Here is a 19,056-nt window from a genome sequence, read left to right on the forward strand (position 1 = left end):
GTGGCCACCGCGCACGGGCCCGGCGCGACCGCGCACCGATGGCCGGCCACCGACTCACCCTTGGGCGACATCGTGGCCTCTACCAAGCCGTTCCTCTGCCGGACCGGCCTCCACCACCGCTGGGAGCTCGCCGAGACCAGCGACGGCGAGGAGTACATCCGCTGCGCCAAGTGCCTGAAGGAGAAGTGGACGGGGCTCGGCGACGACCGGTCGGTGGCCTCCAACGTCATCGCCAACTACGGCAGCATCAACTGAGGGACTGGGCTGGGAGGACGCCGTGACGCGCCGGGCTGCACTGCCAGGGACCACGTGGACGCGCGTCCTGCCCTGGCCCGCACGCCTCGTGCGCCTCGCGACCCACACCCTTCCGGCGGGCACGGTGCGTGACCGGTACCGGCTGGAGTTCCTCGCCGAGCTCGCGGCCGTGCCCGGACCGCACCAGACCCGCCACGCGGCGGGGATCCTGACCCATTCCCTGGCGTTGCGCTCGGCCGTCCGAGGCACGCAGGTCGCTCCCCTGGAGGAAGCCATGACCGCACCCACCAAGCCGCTGCTCTGCCGGACCAACCTCCACCACCACTGGGAGTGGGCCCACACCAGGGACGGTGAGCGCTACATCCGGTGCGCACGCTGCCTCAAGGAGAAGGACTCCGGCGCGGGAGGCCGCTGGGTCGGTGGGGTCAGCATGGGCGGTGGCTACACCGGGCCCTAGTCGACGCCGTGGCGCAGGACGTCGCGGGTCAGCTCGAGCTGCCCGCGGTGCTGGGCCAGCTCCTCGTAGACGTGCAGCAGCACCTCTCCCTGCGTGGCGTACTCGTCGCGAGGGTCCGGGTTGACCGGGGGCGCGCCGACGTCGCTGGCCCCGACCCACTCGGACAGGCTCCGCCGAAGGCGGTCGGTCTCGATCGCGAGGTCACCGACCGCACCCGTGGCGGTGAACTCGCCCGGGCGGTCGCGCGGGACGACCACGCCGAGGTTGGTCGTGGACGCCCACGCGGCGCACATCCCGAGGCAGTGGGTCAGGATCGCGAACGGGCTGTTGGCGCCGGGCAGGTCGGGGCGCCGGTGGGCCAGGTCGTCGCCGAGGTCGACGACGATGTCGCGCATCGCCACGAGCGCCTCGTCGCAGAACCGCAGGTAGGTGTCCTTGTCGATCACGGCGCTAGCTCACCCTGTGCCCGGGATGGCGCCGGGGCCGGTCGATCACGGCTGGCCCGTCTCGAGCAGCCGGCGGAAACCGGCCTCGTCGAGGATCGGGCGCCCCAGCTCACGCGCCTTGTCCTCCTTGGTGCCGGCGTTCTCCCCGACCACGACGTAGTCGGTCTTCTTCGACACCGAGCCGGACGCCTTGCCGCCACGCGACAGGATCGCCTCCTTGGCCGAGTCGCGGGAGAACCCCTCGAGCGATCCGGTGACCACCACCGTCATCCCCGCCAGGGTCTGCTCCACGGACTCGTCGCGCTCGTCGGCCATCACCACCCCGTCGGCCTGCCACTGCCTGACGATCTCGTCGTGCCAGTCCACCGCGAACCAGGCGGCCACGGCCTCGGCGATCACCCCGCCGACCCCCTCGACCCCCGCCAGCTCCTCGGGGCGCTCCTTGGCGGCCTCCCGCAGGGCGTCCATGCTGGCGAAGTGCTGAGCCAGGGCCCGTGCTGCGGTGGGCCCGACGTGGCGGATCGACAGGGCGACCAGGACCCTCCAGAGCGGCTGCTGCTTGGCCTGCTCGAGGTTCTCGGAGAGGCGGATCCCGTTGGCGGACAACACCTTGCCGTCGACCACGGCCTCGTCCGGGTCGGTCTTCTTGGCCGCCCGGGTGAACAGCGGCACCGTCGCGAGCCGGGCGCGCCCCGCCTCGCCGGCCAGCCCGAACAACCCGCTCTCGTCCTCCAGCACCCCGGAGTCGAGCAGGGCGCCGGCGCCCTCCCAGCCCAGCGCCTCGATGTCGAACGCACCCCGCCCGGCCAGCCCGGCCAGGCGCTCCCGCAGCTGGGACGGGCAGGTCCGGGAGTTGGGGCAGCGGATGTCCTTGTCGCCCTCCTTCTCGGGCGCCAACGGCGTGCCGCACGAGGGGCACTCGGTCGGCATGACGAACGCGCGCTCGCTGCCGTCGCGCAGGTCGACCACCGGGCCGAGGATCTCGGGGATGACGTCGCCGGCCTTGCGCAGCACTACGGTGTCGCCGATCAGGACCCCCTTGCGGTGCACCTCGTCGGCGTTGTGGAGGGTCGCCCGCTCGACCGTCGATCCCGCGACGACGACCGGCTCCATCACCCCGAACGGGGTCACCCGGCCGGTGCGCCCGACGTTGACGAGGATGTCGAGGAGCTTGGTGTTGACCTCCTCCGGCGGGTACTTGAAGGCGATCGCCCAGCGCGGCGCCCGCGAGGTCGAGCCGAGCCGGCGCTGGATCGAGATCTCGTCGACCTTGATGACGATGCCGTCGAGCTCGTGCTCGACGCTGTGCCGCTCCTCGCCGTACTGGTCGATGAACTTCTGCACCTCCTCGATCGAGTCGAGCACCCGGTAGTGGGTCGAGATCGGCAGCCCCCACTCGCGGAACAGGTCGTAGGCCTCGGACTGCCTGGTCAGCTCGAAGCCCTCGCGCAGCCCGATGCCGTGCACCAGCATCCGCAGGCCACGACTGGCGGTGACGCGGGGGTCCTTCTGCCGCAGCGACCCGGCGGCGGTGTTGCGGGGGTTCGCGTAGGGAGCCTTGCCGGCCTCGACCAGGCTGGCGTTGAGGTCGCCGAACGCCTCGACCGGGAAGTAGACCTCGCCCCGGATCTCGACGCGCGCCGGGTGGTCGGACCCGGCCAGCTGGTGCGGGATGCCCTCGATGGTCTTGACGTTGTTGGTGACGTCCTCCCCCGTGCGGCCGTCGCCCCGGGTCAGCGCCCGCACCAACCGGCCGTTCTCGTAGAGGAGGTTGACCGCGAGCCCGTCGATCTTGAGCTCGCACAGGTAGTGGTAGCCGGTCGAGCCTGCGTCGCGGGCGACCCGCGCCGCCCACGCGGCGAGCTCCTCGTGGGAGAAGCAGTTGTCGAGCGACAGCATCCGCTCGAGGTGGTCCACCGCGGTGAAGTCCGTGGAGAACACCGCGCCGCCCACCTGTTGGGTCGGGCTCTCCGGCGTGCGCAGCTCGGGGAACTCCTCCTCCAGCGCGTTGAGCCGCCGGATCAGCAGGTCGTAGTCGGCGTCGCTGATCGTCGGCGCATCCTTCACGTGGTAGGCGAACTGGGCCGCCGTCGCCTGCTCGGCCAGGTCGGCCCACTCGTGCCGGGCGGCCTCGGGGGCAGGGGTCGGGGTGGGGCCGGAGGTGTCGCCGGCGGTGGTCGCGGACGCGGTCGTCGAGTCGTTCTCACTCACGGCGCCCATCCTGCCGCACACCCCTGACGCCGCGCCCCCGCGCGCCCGGAGGCCGGGCCCTGGGACGGTCGCAGGCGGCATACCCGAACCCGTAGCCAAACCGCCCGCGCACCGGAGAGGATGGCTGGGAACCGGACCCCCAGCGTCGAGGAGCCTGCGTCATGACCAATCTCGCCACCAACCTGGTCACCACCGCCCGGGAGCGGCCCGACCAGGCCGCCATCAAGTTCATGGGCAACGACATCAGCTACGCCCAGATCCACGGCATGGCGGCGAAGGTGGCTGGGTCCCTCAAGGCGGCTGGCATCGAGCCCGGCGACCGGGTGGCGATCATCCTCCCGAACGTGCCGGCCTTCCCCGTGGTCTTCTTCGGCTCCCTGCTCGCCGGCGCGATCGTCGTGCCGATGAACCCGCTGCTCAAGGCCGGTGAGATCGACTTCTTCTTCACCAACTCCGGCTCCAAGGTCGCGTTCGTCTGGCCCGACTTCGTCGCCGAGGCGACCGAGGGGGCCACGAACTCGGGCACCCGGATCATCACCTGCGGGCCGATGGGTCCCGTCGAGGGCGCCCTCGAGGACGGGGACCCGATCACCGAGCCGGTCGAGCGGGACGACGAGGACACTGCCATCGTGCTCTACACCTCCGGCACCACCGGCCGCCCCAAGGGCGCCGAGCTCACCCACCGGAACGTCCACCTCAACGCCCACCGCAGCGCGGTCGAGATCCAGGGCACCACCCCCGACGACGTGGTGATGGGCTGCCTTCCGCTGTTCCACGTCTTCGGTCTGGTGGTGGGGCTCAACGCCGCCGTCATCGCCGGCGCGGCGCTGGCGCTGATCCCCCGGTTCGACCCGGCCGAGGCGATCAAGGTGATCGGCAACGAGAAGGTCACCATCTTCATGGGCGTGCCGACGATGTATGCCGCGATCCTCAACCACCCCGACTCCGACGCCCTCGACGCGACCTCGTTGCGCACCTGCTGCTCGGGCGGCTCGGCGATGCCGTTGGAGGTCATGAAGGCCTTCGAGTCGAAGTTCGGCTGCATGATCCTGGAGGGCTACGGGCTGTCCGAGACCTCACCGGTCGCGTCGTTCAACATGCCGACCATGGAGCGCAAGCCCGGCACCATCGGAGTCGCCATCCCCGGCTGCGAGATGAAGCTCATCGACCTCGACGGCAACGACGTGCCGCCCGGCGACGGCGTCGGGGAGATCGCGATCCGCGGCGACAACGTCATGAAGGGCTACTGGCAGAACCCCGAGGCGACCGCCGAGGCGATCCCCGACGGCTGGTTCCGCACCGGCGACCTCGCCACCGTCGACGACGAGGGCTACTTCACGATCGTGGACCGCAAGAAGGACATGATCTTGCGCGGTGGCATGAACGTGTACCCGCGGGAGGTCGAGGAGGTGCTCTACACCCACCCCGACGTGCTCGAGGCCGCCGTGGTCGCGGTGCCGGACGACCTGCTGGGCGAGGACATCGGCGCCGCGGTGGCCCTGCGCCCGGGCGCCACGGCGACGCTGGACGAGGTGCAGGCGTTCGTCAAGGAGAAGATCGCGGCCTACAAGTACCCGCGCCACCTGTGGCAGGTGGACGAGCTCCCGAAGGGACCGACCGGCAAGATCCTGCGCCGCGAGGTCCACAAGCCCGCCGACGCCTGACGGCTCAGCGGCGCTTGGCCGGCAGGCCGATGGTGACGGCCGAGACCAGCACGATCGCGGCGCCGAGCAGCTGCGGCCAGGCCAGGTGCTCGTCGAGGACGACGACGCCGAGCAGCACCGAGACCACCGGGATGAGGTAGGTGACCGTGGTGCTGACGGTGGCCCCTGCCCCCCGTACGACGTCGAACTGGAGCATGTAGGCCAGGCCGGTGCCGACGACCCCCAGGGCCACCACGCACAGCAGGGGCAGCACCACTCCCCCGCCCTCGACGTCTAGGTGGCCGGACCACGGAGCGGCGTAGGTGTCGCGCGACACCAGCCACCACACGAGGAGCACGGGCACCATCAGGGCCGACCCGACGAGCAGCAGAGCGGTGGGCATCGAGAGCCCGCCGAGATCTGCGCCCCCGAGGAAGCGGCGGTTGTAGGTCCAGCCGAGGCCGTAGCACGCGCCGGCGACGAGGGTCATCCCGAAGCCGAGCAGGTCGGGACGGCCCATCGACTCCCACGGCTGCATGATCACGACGACGCCGAGGAAGCCGATGACGACGGCGGCCAGCTTGCGCGGGGAGAGCCGGTCGCTCGGCAGCAAGATGAGGGCGAAGAAGACGGCAGCAAGGGGCGTCGTCGCGTTGCCGATCCCCGCCAGCGCCGAGGAGACGCGGACCTCGCCCGCGGCGAAGAGGCTGAACGGCAGCGCCGTGAGGAAGACGCCGGACACCGCGAGGTGGCCCCAGACCCGGCGCTCCCGGGGCAGCCGACCACCGGTGAGGGCCAGCAGGGCGAGCAGGGTCGCGGTGCCGGCGAAGATCCGCAGCCCGGAGATCTGCAGCGGGGCCATGGTCCGCAGCCCCACCTTCATGAGCAGGAAGCTGGAGCCCCAGATCAGGGCGAGCAGGAGGTACTTGGCCTGCCAGGGCACCCGCGTCGTCGACGTCCCGACAGGGGGGACGACGGTGGCGTCGGATGGGCTGGCGGCAACTCTGGCGCTCATGGGCGGGTCAACTCTCGGCTCGTTCGGACCATTCCGCGGCCACGTCGACCGCTGCGCGTTGAACGCGCCAGGCCCCCTCCGGTGTGAGTCCGGCGAGCCCACAGGCGGGGGTGGCGGTCAGGGACCCGAGGCCCTTGGGTGACATGCCTGCGTCGGTCCAGCCGCGTGTGACGAGGTCGGACGCCCCGCGCACGGTGCCGCTGGCATCGGTCGGGAGGCACCCGGCATACAGGGACACGCCGTCCTCGACCGTGGCGGCGATGGACTCCCACCGCGCGGGTGAGAGGGCGGTGACGTCGAGCGCGACGGCGCCGACGCCGGTGGCGCGCAACAGCGGCAGCGGTATGCCGGGGTCGCAGCAGTGCACGACCGTCGCCGTGCCCTCGGGCACCGCGGCGAGGACGTCGCGCAGGCCGGTCATCGCGGTCTGGGGGTCGACGGCACGCAGGTGGCCGTAGCCGGACACGGTCGGGAGCCGGCCGGCGAGGACCGCCGGCAGCGACGGCTCGTCGACCTGGAGGACCACCGTCGCGCCCGCGACGAGCCGCTGCACCTCGGCGACGTGCTGGCGCACCCCTTCGGCCAGCGACCCGACGAGGTCACGCAGCGCGCCCTGGTCGGCCAGGGACTTCTCGCCGCGGTTGAGCTCGATCCCGGCGGCCAGCGTCCACGGCCCGGTGACCTGGACCTTGAGGTCGCCGACGTAGCCGTCGAAGACCTCGGCCAGCTCATCGAGGTCCTGGTGCCACAGCGCGGTCGCGCGCGACGAGTCACGCCCGGGCCGGTCGACGAACCGCCAGCCACCCGGCTGGAGGTCGACGTGCAGGTCGACCAGCAGGGCCGCAGCGCGCCCGATCATGTCGGCGCCGGGACCACGCGCCGGCAGCTCGGGAAGGTAGGGCAGGTGGCCGTCGCCGAGGATCTCGCGCACCCCACGGAGCGCCTCGCTGACGTCGGTGCCGGGAAGGGATCCGATGCCAGTTGCGCGAGCCACGCCCTGAGCGTAGCCAGCCCCACCGACACCACCACGGGCGGCAGGGGAACTGCGTCATTTGACTGGGGTGTCCATGATTCGCCGTCGTTAGCCTTGGGGGGTCCCGGCTGGTGAGGGACTGGCGCGACGCAGGGTGACCGGGCCCCAGGGGCCCCACCAGAGCATGTCCGCGACCGGGCTGCTCCCGATGACCCATCCCTTCGCCCAGGGGAGCGAAGTCATGACCCTGTCCACGATCGCCGCCGGTTCTGCGTCCGTCCCGGTCAGCAAGCTCGGCCAGAACGCCGCCCTCGCCAAGGAGGTCCAGGCCCGGCTCGCCGCCCTGGGCTGCCTCGACCCGCCCGCGGACGGCCAGTTCGGGTCGACCAGCAAGCTCACCCTGGCGCGCTACGCCAAGCTGCGGGGCTTCGCCTTCAAGGAGCTCCTGACCCCGCAGATCGCCAAGGGGCTGTTGAACGACAAGGCCGACACGATCTTGCCGCTGCGACTCGGCAACGACTTCGCCAGCCGGATGGTCCGCTACATGCAGGCCCAGGCCAAGCCGTTCTTCGTCGCGCGACTACCCGGATTCCTGAACATCGTCTACGTCGAGGGGGCCGACAAGAGCGGGCGGCACAACGCCGACACCTTCAACGTCTTCAACGACCGCAGGACGGTGTTCCACTTCGACAAGACCGGCAAACCGGTCATGGACCTCAACGTCCTGTGCACCACCGAGCCGGGGAGGTTCTTCACCGACACCCCGCTCAACCCCGACGGTGCCGCCCGGATCGCCTTCGGCCAGTACAAGTCGTGGACCATCGGCACCCACCACCCGGAGTCCCAGCCACCGCGAAAGCACAAGGCACTCGTCCAGGCCGACAAGATCCACATCTTCCGCGACAAGAACAAGGACGGGATCCGGCCCGGGGACAAGGAGTTCATCGTCGGCAGTGGCGCCGGCATCAACCAGCACTCGGGTCTCAACCAGTCACCCTCGAACATCGGCAGGCTCAGCGCCGGGTGCCTGGTCGGCCAGAACGACGCCGAGCACAAGAAGTTCATGAAGCTGCTCGAGGGCGACCCACGCTTCATCGCCAACCACGGCTACAAGTTCATGACGACGGTCATCGCCGGGGACGACCTGGACAGGAAGGTGCCCTGACCGGCGGTGTATCACCGGCGACCGGTCGCTCCTCTTCCCCACCAGGGACCACCTGAGAGGAGCGACCATGTCCGAGCAGCGTCGCCTTGCCGTCATCGTCGTGCGCAACGACTCGTCGACACCACAGCCGAACCTGGCCGACGTGATGGACCTGGTGCTGTTCAGCCCCAGCTCGATCGCGCGCTACTTCCGGGAGAGCGCCGAGGACTACTTCCAGTTCGCCAGGCTCGACTTCTTCGGGTCCTACGACGTCACCCTGCCGATGGCACCCAGCAGCCGGGACGTCGGGATCGAGGCGGCGCGCAACGCCGCTGCCGGTGCGGGGGTCGACCTCAGCCCGTACGACGGCACCGTGGTCTTCGCCTTTCCCGGCACCGGGTACGACGCCGGCGCCTACGGCTCCTCGGCGTTCCTGCCGACGACCGCCGACTTCACCTTCTTCTGCCACGAGGTGGGCCACGTCCTCGGCCTGGACCACAGCTACGGCATCTTCACCACCGGAGCGGACTGGATCGACAACAACCAGCCCGACTACTTCCCGGTGTACGGCGACCCGTACGACCTGATGTCCTCCGCCACCTTCGGCGCCTCCGACCCGACGACGACGCGACCGGCGGCGGACGTGCCGACCGCCCACCCGTCGTGGGGCTCCGCGCCGCCGCACATCGCGCGCGCCCTGCTCCACCACCAGAAGCCGGCCGCGCTCGAGGACAAGGGCCGCGTCGTCCACGTCAACGAGTCGCAGGACGTCACGACCACGCTCTACCCGGTGGGGACGGCGACCGACGGCAAGCCCGAGCTCGTCGTGTTCCACCCGACGGGCGAGGACGCCGCCGGGCACGGACGGGTCTACGTCGAGTACCGCCAACCCTTCGCCCACAACGCCTACTCCCGCTGGGACGAAGGGCTGGCCGACACCAACGAGCCCGGTGCGCGGGACCGGTGCGGCGTCATCGTCCACACGATCGTCGACCAGCCGGGAGTGACGCCCGGGCCTGTCGTCTGGTACGCGGGCCGCATCGTGTTCCCCACTCCCGACACCGACGTCGCAGTCGACACCCCGCTCGGGCAGGTGCACGTGGGTGTCACGCAGGAGTTCGGCCAGACCACGCGGCCCGGCTTCGTGCGCGTGCGCGTGCGGCGGCACAGCGCCCCGTCGCTGACCGTCCGCACGGCGAGCGCCGACACCACCGCCGTCATCTCGACCGAACGCCGCCCGCACCCCGGTTGGGAGTGGGCCGGCGACTTCACCTGGGAGACCCGCGAGACCGTGCGTGTGACGACCTACACCCCGGTCACGGTCGGCATCGGCGGGACCTCACCGATCGACGCGGAGTCGAGCGTGGTGGTGAGCTGGTTCGTCGGCGGCAACCAGGTCTTCGGCCCGAGCTCGTCGATCCCGGTCACGCTGCCGGACGGGCGGGTCGTGACGCTCGAGACGACCCTGCACCCGACCACGCGGGTCCTCACCATCACCAACCACCCCGCGGACGGCGACATCGACGTCCCCGTGGTCGCCCGGGCCTCCGCGGCCGACGGGACCGGGGAGGTCTTCGCCACGAGCGCCTACTCGGTGCAGGCCCGGACCAGTGGCTGGGGATCCGACTGGGACCGGTTCATGGACTTCTGGTACCGCATCACCCACCCCGTGCCGCGGGAGCGGATCGGCCCGCCGGACCCTGGGGACCCGCTCAAGCGGTTCGACCCGCTCGCCGAGGTGGCGCGACAGCAGCTCGAGCGCGTGCGGGAGGCGTATGCCGAGCTCGCGAGGGTGAGCCCGGCGGTGGCCGAGAACGTCCGCTCGGTGATGGCCGACCAGGAGCGGATGCTCCAGCCGCAACGGCTCAGGGCCGTCAGCGTCGACCGACGGGTGGGCTAGCAGGCGTCGCTCAGGTGGCGTCGAGCGCCGCCAGCAGCCGCTTCGGCGCCACGCCGCGCCAGCCGTCCTCGACCAGCTCCTCGACGTGCGGCCAGTCGATGTCGTCGACGTCGAGGTAGACCCCCACCCAGCCCCGGTGCCCGACGTACGGGGGACGGAAGTAGCGCTCGGGCTCAGCGGCGACCAGGGCCGTCTGCACCCCCTCGGGCGCGGCGACCCAGATGGCCGTCCGGTCGTCGTGGTGCTCCTGCGCAGCCATCACGAAGGTCTTCTTCCCACCCGCGAACCAGCAGGGCTCACCGTGCGACTCCCGCTGCTCGGTCCCCGGGAAGGCCAGGCACAGCGACCGCACCCGCGCGAGCGGCGACCCGTCCCGGATCTCGCTGCGCGGCATACGACCTAGCGCTCCAGCCAGGTCGACGCGATGGTGGCCGAACCCACCACGCGCGTCCCCTCGTAGAGGACGACGGACTGTCCCGGCGCGACCCCGCGGAGCCGGCCGGAGAGCCGCACCTCGACATCGTCACCGTCCGCCCAGGCCTGGGCCGGCACCTCCTCGCCGTGCGCTCGCACCTGCGCCCCGACCTCGACCACACCCTCGGGCGGCGGTCCGCACCAGCGGGCGTGGTCACCGCGAATCGCGTTGACCCCCAACAGGTCTGACGTGCCGATCAGCACACGGTTGGCGGCGGCGTCGACCTGCACGACGTAGCGCGGGTCACCGTCGAGCGCAGACCGGTCGAGGCCCAGACCCCGCCGCTGCCCGACGGTGTAGGCGTAGGCGCCCTGGTGCGACCCGACCACCTCGCCCGACTCGGCGTCGACGATCTCGCCGGGCTGCTCCCCCAGCCGCGACGTGAGCCACCCGCGGGTGTCGCCGTCGGCGATGAAGCAGATGTCGTGGGAGTCGGGCTTGCTCGCGACGTAGAAGCCGCGCTCCTTGGCCTCCGCCCGGATGTCCGGCTTGGTGGTGTCGCCGAGGGGAAAGAACGCGCGGGCCAGCTGGTCGGCGTCGAGGACCCCGAGCACGTAGGACTGGTCCTTGGCCATGTCGACCGCGCGGTGCAGCTCGCGCCCGCCGTCGGGCCGCTCGACGACCTGCGCGTAGTGGCCGGTGGCCACCGCGTCGAAACCGAGCGCGAGCGCCTTGTCGAGCAGCGCCGAGAACTTGATCTTCTCGTTGCAGCGCAGGCACGGGTTGGGGGTCCGCCCTGCGGAGTACTCGGCGACGAAGTCCTCCATGACGTCGCGCTTGAACCGCGCGGCCATGTCCCAGACGTAGAACGGGATCCCGAGCACGTCGGCGACCCGCCGGGCGTCGCCCGCGTCCTCGATCGTGCAGCAGCCACGGGCGGACTCCCGCAGGGTGGCGGCACTCTGTGACAGCGCGAGGTGCACGCCGACGACCTCGTGCCCGGCGTCGAGCATGCGCCCCGCAGCGACGGCGGAGTCGACGCCGCCGGACATCGCGGCGACGACCCGCATCAGCCGGCCCACCCGCTGGCCCGACGCGCCCGGTCGATGGCGGCGGGCAGCGCCGCGAGCACCGCGTCCACGTCGGCGTCCGTCGAGGTGTGGCCGAGCGTCAGGCGCAGGGCACCCTTGGCGGACTCCTCGGGGATCCCCATCGCCAGCAACACGTGCGACGGCTGCGGCACGCCGGCCTGGCAGGCCGAGCCCGTGGAGCACTCCACGCCTGCGGCGTCGAGGAGGTAGAGCAGCGAGTCACCCTCGCAGCCGGGGACGAGCAGGTGGGCGTTGCCCGGCAGGCGGTGTATGCCGTCGCCGGCCTCCCACGCGCCGGTCACGGTCACGTCGTAACCCAGCGCCATCGCCTCGCGGACCAGCCGGTCGCGCAGGGCCATCAGCCGCGGGGCCTCCGTGGGGACGGTCTGCACCGACTCCTCCATGGCCACCGCGAAGGCTCGGATGGCCGGGACGTCGAGGGTGCCGCTGCGGATCTGCCGCTCCTGTCCCCCGCCGAAGCTCTGCGGCACCACCACTGCGTCACGACGCACCAGCAGCGCGCCCACCCCGAGGGGTCCGCCGACCTTGTGGCCGGTGACCGTCATCAGGTCGGCCCCGGAGGCGGTGAAGTCGACCGGGAGGTGCCCAGCCGCCTGGACGGCGTCGGTGTGGAACGGCACGCCGAACTCGTGGGCCAGTGCGGCGAGGTCGGCCACCGGTTGGACCGTGCCGACCTCGTTGTTCGCCCACATCACGGTGACGAGCGCGACGGAGTCGGGGTCCTGCTCGATGGCTGCGCGCACGGCCCCGGTGGTGATGAAGCCGGCCGGGTCGGGGTCGACCCAGGTGACCTTCGCGCCCTCGTGGGAGACCAGGTGCTCCACGCAGTCGAGGACGGCGTGGTGCTCGATGGAGCTGCAGACGATGCGGATGCGGGCGGGGTCGGACTCGCGGCGGGCCTCGAACGTCCCCGCCACCGCCAGGTTGTCCGACTCGGTGCCACCGGACGTGAAGACGACCTCCGACGGACGGGCGCCCAGGGCCTTCGCCAGCCGCTCGCGCGACTCCTCCACGACGCGGCGCGCCATCCGGCCCGAGGTGTGCAGGGACGACGCGTTGCCGGTGGTGGCCAGCTGGTCGGCCATCGCCGCGATGGCCGATGGCAGCATCGGCGTGGTGGCGGCATGGTCGAGGTAGGCGGTCACTGGCGAAAGTTTACGCGTCAACCGCTCAACCTTCCGCCCGAGTGTGGCGTTGGGTACGTCAGCGAGCCAGGGACGTCGGCCGCTACCGCACCCGGGACTACGGTCGGGGGCGGGACGACGGTGGAGGGGGGCAGCATGAAGCCGAGCGAGGAGGCCGCGTTCGAGCAGTTCGCCGCGCACGCCATGCCCCGGCTGCTGCGCACGGCCTGGCTGCTCACCGGCGACCCGACCCGCGCCGAGGACGTCGTCCAGGAGAGCCTGGTCCGGATGTTCGGGGTCTGGCCCCGGGTCGGGCACGACGAGCCCGAGGCCTACTGCCACCGCATCCTGCGCAACCTCGTGGTCAGCACCTGGCGCAAGGACCGCCGGCTCGTCCTCGTGGACCACGTCCGCGACGACGTCGACCCGCGCAGCCAGGTCGATCCCGGGCGCCGAGCCACCGACGACGCCGGCACCCGACTGGACCTGGTCCGAGCCCTGCAGGAGCTGCCCGCCCGCGAGCGCGAGGTCGTGGTGCTGCGGCACTACGCCGACCTGTCCGAGCGCGCCGTCGCCGAGCTGCTCGGCGTCAGCATCGGCACCGTGAAGTCGTCCGCCTCACGCGGGCTCGAGCGCCTGCGGGCCCTCATCTCCGACAAGGGGGAAGCCCATGTCCAGTGACCTCGACGTCGTCGAGCGGCTGCGCACCGACCCCGCACCGGCCATGCACGTCGCGCTCGCGGACGTCCTTGCCGAGGGCCGACGACGCCACACCCGCCGGATGGCGAGCCGGCTCGCCATCGTCGTCGCAGGAGCCGCCGCTGCAGCAGTGGTGGCAGTCGTGGTCCTCGGCCCCGACGACCGTGGCACCACGACCCCTCCGGTCGGGACGACCTCCAGCACCGCGAAGGACCTGTCGATCTCCGGCGAGGCCGGCACCGAGCTCCCCGACGACCATGGCAGCTACAGCGTGGTGGTCGACGCAGGCAACCTCCACGCCTGGGTGACCCGCGACCTCGACAAGGAGTCATCCACCGTGGTCCTGCCCAGCGGCGCGGCGTGGGTGAAGCTCCCGGGCACCCAGGACGTGCCGGTCCTCCTGGGCGTCGTCCCTGCCGGCGCCACGGACATCGACCTGGTGCCTGCGCCCGGGACTCGGTCCCACACCGTCCAGACCGTCCAGTCCGGCGACTTCGAGGCCTTCGTCGTCCGGTTCGACGAACCCCTCGCCGACGGCCAGCTCACGGGAGTCGACCTCCAGTGGCGTCAGGGGGGACGGACCGTCGTGGCCCTGGGCACCGACCCGCAGCGAGTGGAGTTCGACGTCGCCGGCGCGGGACGGCTCGCGGTGAGCATGTCGAGCCCGCGGGCCGGCGCGGTGACCGCCACCCTCGACGGTGCGCCCCTCGGTCCGGAACCTGTCGTGGGCGACACCCCCGGCACCCGCTACAGCGTGGGCAAGCACGCCCTCGCGGACGGTCGGGTCCTGGTGTGGGGCGTCATCCCCCAGCTGTCCTCGGTGACGCCGGTGACCAAGCCGGGAGCCTCCGCCGGAGCGGCCGCGACGCGACCTCTGGGGGAGCACCCGGCCTACCTGGCCTACGCCGCCATCGTGGACGGGAGCGCGTCCGACGTCACCGGGATCCGCACGGTGGACCGGTCCGGCGCGGGTATCGGCCAGGCGGAGTAGCCGGCTCCGTGGCAGCGACCAGCATCGACCTGTCCCCCCGTGGGGCGGGGGCCGGCGCCCTTTCCTGACCGTTCCTTTACCTACCTGCGCGTAACCGCCCCGGCAGCCCTTCGTTGCACACGGCATACCGACCATCGCCGTAGCTGGTCAGTCACGCTGGCCAGTGCCGAAGGGAAACCCATGCACACCGTGAAGAGAACCCGGACCGTCGTCGCGACGGCCGCCACGGCGGCCCTCGCCGCCGTGGCCCTCGCCACGCCCGCGTCCGCGGGTCTGCTGTCCTCAGGCCTCGCGTCGAAGGGCACGGGCCTCGCGCCGGTCCAGCCCTGGCTGGCCTCCCAGCTGGGCGTGCTCAAGGCCGCGACCCCGACCACCGTCCTCGTGCACGGCAGCGACCTCGCCTCGGCCACCAAGGCGGTCCAGGCCGTCGGCCTGCGCAAGGTGACCTCGTTCGACAAGGTCGGCGTCGTCGTGGCAACCGGCCTGCCCGCCCAGGTGCAGGCGGTGCGTGCGCAGCCGGGCGTCACCTACGTCGAGGGCAACCGGCCCATCGAGATGCTGCTGTCGACCTCCAACAAGGCGACCCGCGGCGACGAGGCGCGCAACACCCTCACCGGCGCGAACGGCACGGCCCTCGACGGCAAGGGTGTCTCGGTCGCCGTGATCGACTCCGGCGTCGACCCGACCCACCCGTTCCTCCAGAACGCCGACGGCACCAGCGCCGTCGTCAAGAACCTCAAGATGGTCTGCGAGCCCCTGACCGAGAGCACCTGTGCCCCGGTCGACGCCGGCTCGCTCGACACCGACCTGGTCTCGGGTGGCGGTCACGGCATGCACGTCAACGGCATCGTCGCCGGTCGCGACGTCACCCTCGCGGACGGCACGAAGATGCACGGTGCCGCGCCCGGCGCCAGCCTCGTGAGCATCAGCACGGGTGCGGTCCTGTTCATCATCGGGGCCGACGCGGCGCTCAACTGGGTGCTCGAGAACCACAACGCTCCTTGTGGCACGGGGGTCTCCGCGGCCACCTGCCCGCCGATCAAGGTGACGTCGAACAGCTACGGACCCACGGGCGGTGGGGCGTTCGACCCGAACTCGGCCACGGTCAAGATCCAGCGTGAGCTGGTCAAGGAAGGCGTGGTGAGCGTCTGGGCCAACGGCAACGACGGCGGCGACGGCTCCGAGGACCTGTCCAACCCGCCCGGCAAGGACCCGACCCCCGGCATCCTCTCGGTCGCCTCGTTCTTCGACCAGAACACCGGCACCCGTGACGGCACCGTCTCCGACTTCTCCAGCCGCGGCAAGGCCGGCGACAAGTCGACCTACCCGGACATCTCGGCGCCGGGTGAGGACATCACCAGCTCGTGCCGGATCTACCTGCCGATCTGCTCCACGGGGCTCGACCCGCAGGAGGGCGGCGACTACAACACGATCAGCGGCACCTCGATGGCCACCCCGCACATCTCGGGCATCGTCGCGCAGCTGTTCCAGGCCAACCCCGCAGCCACCCCGGCGCAGATCGAGGCGGCCCTGGAGTCCACGGCCTACAAGTACACGGACGGTGCCCCGTACGAGTCGGGCACCAACGGCACGACGAGCTTCGACAAGGGCCACGGCCTGGTCGACGTCGTCGCCGCCGCCAACGCTGTTCGCTGACAGCCCAGCGCAACAGCGCGGCGTCTTCGGAGTCCCGTGAGGGGGGTTCCGAAGACGCCGACACCGCCGCCACGCGACCCAACCCCGCAGGCAGGCGGCGCGAACGCCCCGGACCCCCTGTCCGGGGCGTTCGCCTTGTCACGGGACGCGAAGCGCCCCGGACCACAGGTGGTCCGGGGCGCTTCGTCGGTATGCCGGGTGGCCGTCGCGCGAGCGCCGGCCGGAGCGATCAGCCCTTGGCCGCGTTGACTGCCTCGGTGGCCTGCGGGAGGACCGTGAAGAGGTCACCCACGACACCGAAGTCGACGAGCTCGAAGATCGGGGCCTCCTCGTCCTTGTTGATCGCGATGATCGTCTTGGACGTCTGCATGCCGGCCCGGTGCTGGATGGCGCCGGAGATGCCGCACGCGACGTAGAGCTGCGGCGACACCTGCTTGCCGGTCTGGCCGACCTGCGAGGTGTGCGGGTACCAGCCGGCGTCGACGGCGGCGCGCGAGGCGCCGACCGCCGCACCGAGGGAGTCGGCGAAGGTCTCGACGGGCGAGAAGTCGCCGCCGGTGCCGCGACCACCGGAGACCACGATCGCGGCCTCGGTGAGCTCGGGACGCCCGGTGGCCTCCTTGGGCTTGGACTCGGTCACCTTGGCGCCCTTGGCGGCGTCGGAGATGGTCGGCTCGAAGACCTCGTCGGCGGCCGCACCGGCAGCCTCCTCGGGCGTGGCCGAGTTGGGCTTGACCGTGATGATCGGGGTGCCCTTGGTGACGGTGGCCTTGACGCTGTAGGACCCGGCGAAGACGGACTGGGTCGTGGTGACCCCGCCACCGTCCCCGGCCTGCACGTCGACGGCGTCGGTGATCAGGCCGGAGTCGGTCTTGATCGCCAGCCGGGCCGCGATCTCCTTGCCGGCGCTGTTGCTCGGGATGAGCACCGCGGCGGCGGAGGTCTTCTCGACGAGCTGCGCGAGCAGCTCGGCCTGGGGAGCCACGAGGTAGTCGGTGACGTCGGCGCTCTCGACGCGGTAGACCTTCTCCGCGCCGAACTTGGCCAGCGTCTCCTTCGCGGCGTCGAAACCGTCGCCGACGAAGACGGCACTGGGCTCGCCGAGGCGGCGGGCGATGGTCAGCAGCTCCGAGGTGGTCTTGCGGACGGTGCCGTTCGCGTGGTCGACCAGGACAAGTACTTCAGCCATGGGGTTTCCTCTCTCTTGTCTCTGGCCGGCTCAGACGAACTTCTGCGCGGCCAGGAACTCCGCGAGCTTGGTGCCGCCGTCGCCATCGTCGGTGACGATCTGGCCTTGCTCGCGCGGCGGGCGCTTGGTGAACGACTCGACCTTGGTCCAGGCGGCGTCGAGGCCGACCTGCGAGGCGTCGATGCCGAGATCGGCCAGCGCCCACTCCTCGACCGGCTTCTTCTTCGCGGCCATGATCCCCTTGAACGAGGGGTAGCGCGGCTCGTTGATCTGGTCGGTCACCGACACCAGCGCGGGCAGCGTCGCCACGATCGTCTCCGACGCGGCGTCACCGTCGCGGCGGATCGTCACGGTCGAACCGTCGACGGACAGCTCGGAGGCGAAGGTCACCTGCGGCAGGCCGAGACGCTCGGCGAGCATCGCCGGGACGACGCTCATCGTGCCGTCCGTGGAGGCCATGCCGGTGATCACGAGGTCGGGCGTGCCGGTCTTCTTGATCGCCTCGGCCAGGACCAGCGACGTCGCCACGGCGTCAGAGCCGTGGATCGCGTCGTCCTTCACGTGGACCGCCTTGTCGGCGCCCATCTGCAGCGCCTTCTTCAGCGCGTCGGCAGCCTGGTCGGGGCCGACGGTGACCACGGTCACCTCGCCCTCACCGGCTTCCACCAGCTTCAGGGCCTCCTCGACGGCGTACTCGTCGAGCTCGGACAGCAGTCCGTCGACGCCCACCCGGTCGGTGGTGTTGTCGGACTCGTTGAACGTGCGGTCGGACTGTGCGTCCGGCACGTACTTCACGCAGACGACGATGTTCATGTGCTGATCGTCCCCTTCTTGGAATGGCTACTGGGATCGACCGTGGTGATCGACGATTGGGTCAGGTGCCATCCTTACAGCCCGTGCCCGGAATCGACACGCCACCACCGCGTGACGCTCACCACGGGGCCCGCTCGACCAGCCGAGAGAGGTGATGGTGGCCACACCGCTGACGATCACCGGCGAGCGAACCGTGCCCTGGGTGGCCTCCGAGAACTACTGGTTCCGACGCCACGAGGCCGGGTATGCCGCCGTGCCCGGCTGGGTGCCGTCGACCCCCGCCGTCGTGCTCGACGCCGGCTGCGGCGAGGGGTATGCCGCGGGCCTCCTCGACGCGGCCTGGCCGGGAGTGCGGGTGGTCGGCGTGGACTACGACGCGGCGACCACCGCCCACGCCGGGCGCACCCACGGCGGTGAGCGGGCGGCATACCTGCGGGGTGCGCTGACGGCGCTCCCCCTGGCCGCCGGCGCCGTCGACGTGGCGGTCTCGCTCCAGGTGCTCGAGCACATCTGGACGCCCGGCGACTACGTGCGCGAGCTGGCCCGGGTCACCCGCGACGGAGGGCTGTTGGTCGTCTCCACCCCGAACCGGCTCACCTTCTCCCCCGGGCTGGGTCGCCGGGAGAAGCCGTCGAACGTCTACCACTGCCGCGAGTACGACGCGGCGGAGCTCGGCGACGAGGTGCGCCGCTGGCTGCCCGGCGCTGCGGTCGAGGTGGTCGGGCTCGGCCACGGTGAGCGGCTGGAGCACTGGGAGTCGGCGCGGGGCTCGGTCGTCGCCGCCCAGCAGGACCGGGACCCCGGGGCGTGGGACGACGACCTGCGCGCGACCGTGGAGTCGGTGACGGCGCAGGACTTCGTGCTCGGCGAGCCGCAGGACGCGAGCCTCGACCTGTTCGTCGTGGTGCGGCTGCCCTAGCTGTACTGACCGGAGAGGTTGGTCAAGCGGGTGATGGGTGGCTTGTTCCCGCAGGCGGTGTGGGGTCGGTGGTGGTTGTACTCGTGGATCCATG

General features: G+C 71.5%; 19 protein-coding genes. 9 read left to right on the forward strand and 10 right to left on the reverse strand.

What is annotated here, in order from left to right; all coding sequences use genetic code 11:
- Both ASG91_RS16825 and ASG91_RS16830 read left to right on the forward strand, forming a co-directional pair.
- On the forward strand, positions 1 to 255 hold the full coding sequence (locus ASG91_RS16825; protein WP_056923736.1) for a hypothetical protein: 255 nt from the start codon (positions 1 to 3) through the stop codon (positions 253 to 255).
- 22 nt (positions 256 to 277) lie between these two features.
- Positions 278 to 712 (forward strand): hypothetical protein, encoded by a 435-nt coding sequence (locus ASG91_RS16830; RefSeq protein WP_157606397.1) that lies wholly within the window; start codon positions 278 to 280, stop codon positions 710 to 712.
- Here the strand turns inward: ASG91_RS16830 and ASG91_RS16835 are convergent.
- Both ASG91_RS16835 and ligA read right to left on the reverse strand, forming a co-directional pair.
- A complete protein-coding gene (locus tag ASG91_RS16835) occupies positions 709 to 1,158 on the reverse strand; it encodes a DUF664 domain-containing protein (protein ID WP_056923738.1) in 450 nt (149 codons plus the stop codon). The two genes, ASG91_RS16830 and ASG91_RS16835, sit on opposite strands and share 4 nt — an antisense overlap.
- A gap of 45 nt (positions 1,159 to 1,203) precedes the next feature.
- Positions 1,204 to 3,378: an NAD-dependent DNA ligase LigA gene (gene ligA, locus ASG91_RS16840; protein ID WP_056923739.1), complete on the reverse strand. Its 2,175-nt coding sequence runs from the start codon at positions 3,376 to 3,378 to the stop codon at positions 1,204 to 1,206.
- Between the two features lie 152 nt (positions 3,379 to 3,530).
- Here ligA and ASG91_RS16845 point away from each other — a divergent pair, with 152 nt between their 5' ends.
- Positions 3,531 to 5,033 carry a long-chain fatty acid--CoA ligase gene (locus ASG91_RS16845; protein ID WP_056923740.1) on the forward strand — a complete coding sequence of 501 codons (1,503 nt, stop codon included), beginning with the start codon at positions 3,531 to 3,533 and terminating at the stop codon, positions 5,031 to 5,033.
- Between the two features lie 4 nt (positions 5,034 to 5,037).
- Here ASG91_RS16845 and ASG91_RS16850 read toward each other — a convergent pair whose 3' ends face one another.
- Both ASG91_RS16850 and ASG91_RS16855 read right to left on the reverse strand, forming a co-directional pair.
- Positions 5,038 to 6,027 carry a DMT family transporter gene (locus ASG91_RS16850; RefSeq protein WP_056923741.1) on the reverse strand — a complete coding sequence of 330 codons (990 nt, stop codon included), beginning with the start codon at positions 6,025 to 6,027 and terminating at the stop codon, positions 5,038 to 5,040.
- 7 nt (positions 6,028 to 6,034) lie between these two features.
- Positions 6,035 to 7,021, reverse strand: coding sequence for a methionine synthase (locus ASG91_RS16855; RefSeq protein ID WP_056923742.1), 987 nt, complete (start codon positions 7,019 to 7,021; stop codon positions 6,035 to 6,037).
- 220 nt (positions 7,022 to 7,241) lie between these two features.
- Here ASG91_RS16855 and ASG91_RS16860 point away from each other — a divergent pair, with 220 nt between their 5' ends.
- Together ASG91_RS16860 and ASG91_RS16865 are read left to right on the forward strand one after the other, a co-directional pair.
- Positions 7,242 to 8,165, forward strand: coding sequence for a peptidoglycan-binding protein (locus ASG91_RS16860; RefSeq protein WP_157606398.1), 924 nt, complete (start codon positions 7,242 to 7,244; stop codon positions 8,163 to 8,165).
- Between the two features lie 67 nt (positions 8,166 to 8,232).
- Positions 8,233 to 10,044, forward strand: a complete 1,812-nt coding sequence (locus ASG91_RS16865) for a hypothetical protein (RefSeq protein ID WP_056923744.1) — start codon at positions 8,233 to 8,235, stop codon at positions 10,042 to 10,044.
- 10 nt (positions 10,045 to 10,054) lie between these two features.
- On the opposite strand, the gene ASG91_RS16870 is transcribed toward ASG91_RS16865, so the two are convergent.
- The 3 genes from ASG91_RS16870 to ASG91_RS16880 are packed head-to-tail and all read right to left on the reverse strand — an operon-like array spanning position 10,055 to position 12,716.
- Entirely contained in the window at positions 10,055 to 10,438 is a 384-nt protein-coding gene (locus ASG91_RS16870) for an MmcQ/YjbR family DNA-binding protein (protein WP_056923745.1), read from the reverse strand.
- Between the two features lie 5 nt (positions 10,439 to 10,443).
- Positions 10,444 to 11,529, reverse strand: a complete 1,086-nt coding sequence (mnmA, locus tag ASG91_RS16875; protein ID WP_056923843.1) for a tRNA 2-thiouridine(34) synthase MnmA — start codon at positions 11,527 to 11,529, stop codon at positions 10,444 to 10,446.
- Positions 11,529 to 12,716 carry a cysteine desulfurase family protein gene (locus tag ASG91_RS16880; protein WP_082594275.1) on the reverse strand — a complete coding sequence of 396 codons (1,188 nt, stop codon included), beginning with the start codon at positions 12,714 to 12,716 and terminating at the stop codon, positions 11,529 to 11,531. The genes mnmA and ASG91_RS16880 overlap by 1 nt, the downstream gene beginning before the upstream one ends.
- A gap of 135 nt (positions 12,717 to 12,851) precedes the next feature.
- On the opposite strand from ASG91_RS16880, the gene ASG91_RS16885 reads away from it, so the two are divergent.
- The 3 genes from ASG91_RS16885 (at position 12,852) to ASG91_RS16895 (ending at position 16,041) form a co-directional block, all read left to right on the forward strand.
- Positions 12,852 to 13,376 carry a SigE family RNA polymerase sigma factor gene (locus ASG91_RS16885; RefSeq protein WP_056923746.1) on the forward strand — a complete coding sequence of 175 codons (525 nt, stop codon included), beginning with the start codon at positions 12,852 to 12,854 and terminating at the stop codon, positions 13,374 to 13,376.
- Complete coding sequence (locus tag ASG91_RS16890; RefSeq protein WP_056923747.1) at positions 13,366 to 14,385, forward strand: hypothetical protein; 1,020 nt, start codon at positions 13,366 to 13,368, stop codon at positions 14,383 to 14,385. Before ASG91_RS16885 ends, ASG91_RS16890 begins: the two co-directional genes overlap by 11 nt.
- 180 nt (positions 14,386 to 14,565) lie before the next feature.
- Positions 14,566 to 16,041: a S8 family serine peptidase gene (locus tag ASG91_RS16895; RefSeq protein WP_056923748.1), complete on the forward strand. Its 1,476-nt coding sequence runs from the start codon at positions 14,566 to 14,568 to the stop codon at positions 16,039 to 16,041.
- 229 nt (positions 16,042 to 16,270) lie between these two features.
- Here ASG91_RS16895 and ASG91_RS16900 read toward each other — a convergent pair whose 3' ends face one another.
- Positions 16,271 to 17,230: an electron transfer flavoprotein subunit alpha/FixB family protein gene (locus ASG91_RS16900; protein ID WP_056923749.1), complete on the reverse strand. Its 960-nt coding sequence runs from the start codon at positions 17,228 to 17,230 to the stop codon at positions 16,271 to 16,273.
- A 30-nt stretch (positions 17,231 to 17,260) separates the two neighbouring features.
- Complete coding sequence (locus ASG91_RS16905; protein ID WP_056923750.1) at positions 17,261 to 18,043, reverse strand: electron transfer flavoprotein subunit beta/FixA family protein; 783 nt, start codon at positions 18,041 to 18,043, stop codon at positions 17,261 to 17,263.
- Positions 18,044 to 18,200: 157 nt separating this feature from the next.
- Between ASG91_RS16905 and ASG91_RS16910 the strand changes: the two genes are divergently transcribed.
- Positions 18,201 to 18,962 carry a bifunctional 2-polyprenyl-6-hydroxyphenol methylase/3-demethylubiquinol 3-O-methyltransferase UbiG gene (locus ASG91_RS16910; RefSeq protein ID WP_200961342.1) on the forward strand — a complete coding sequence of 254 codons (762 nt, stop codon included), beginning with the start codon at positions 18,201 to 18,203 and terminating at the stop codon, positions 18,960 to 18,962.
- Here ASG91_RS16910 and ASG91_RS20785 read toward each other — a convergent pair.
- The coding region (locus ASG91_RS20785; protein WP_157606364.1) for an integrase core domain-containing protein at positions 18,959 to 19,056 on the reverse strand (98 nt) is incomplete at its 5' end. The genes ASG91_RS16910 and ASG91_RS20785 overlap by 4 nt on opposite strands.

This window comes from Phycicoccus sp. Soil802 (assembly GCF_001429605.1).
Lineage (GTDB): Bacteria > Actinomycetota > Actinomycetes > Actinomycetales > Dermatophilaceae > Pedococcus.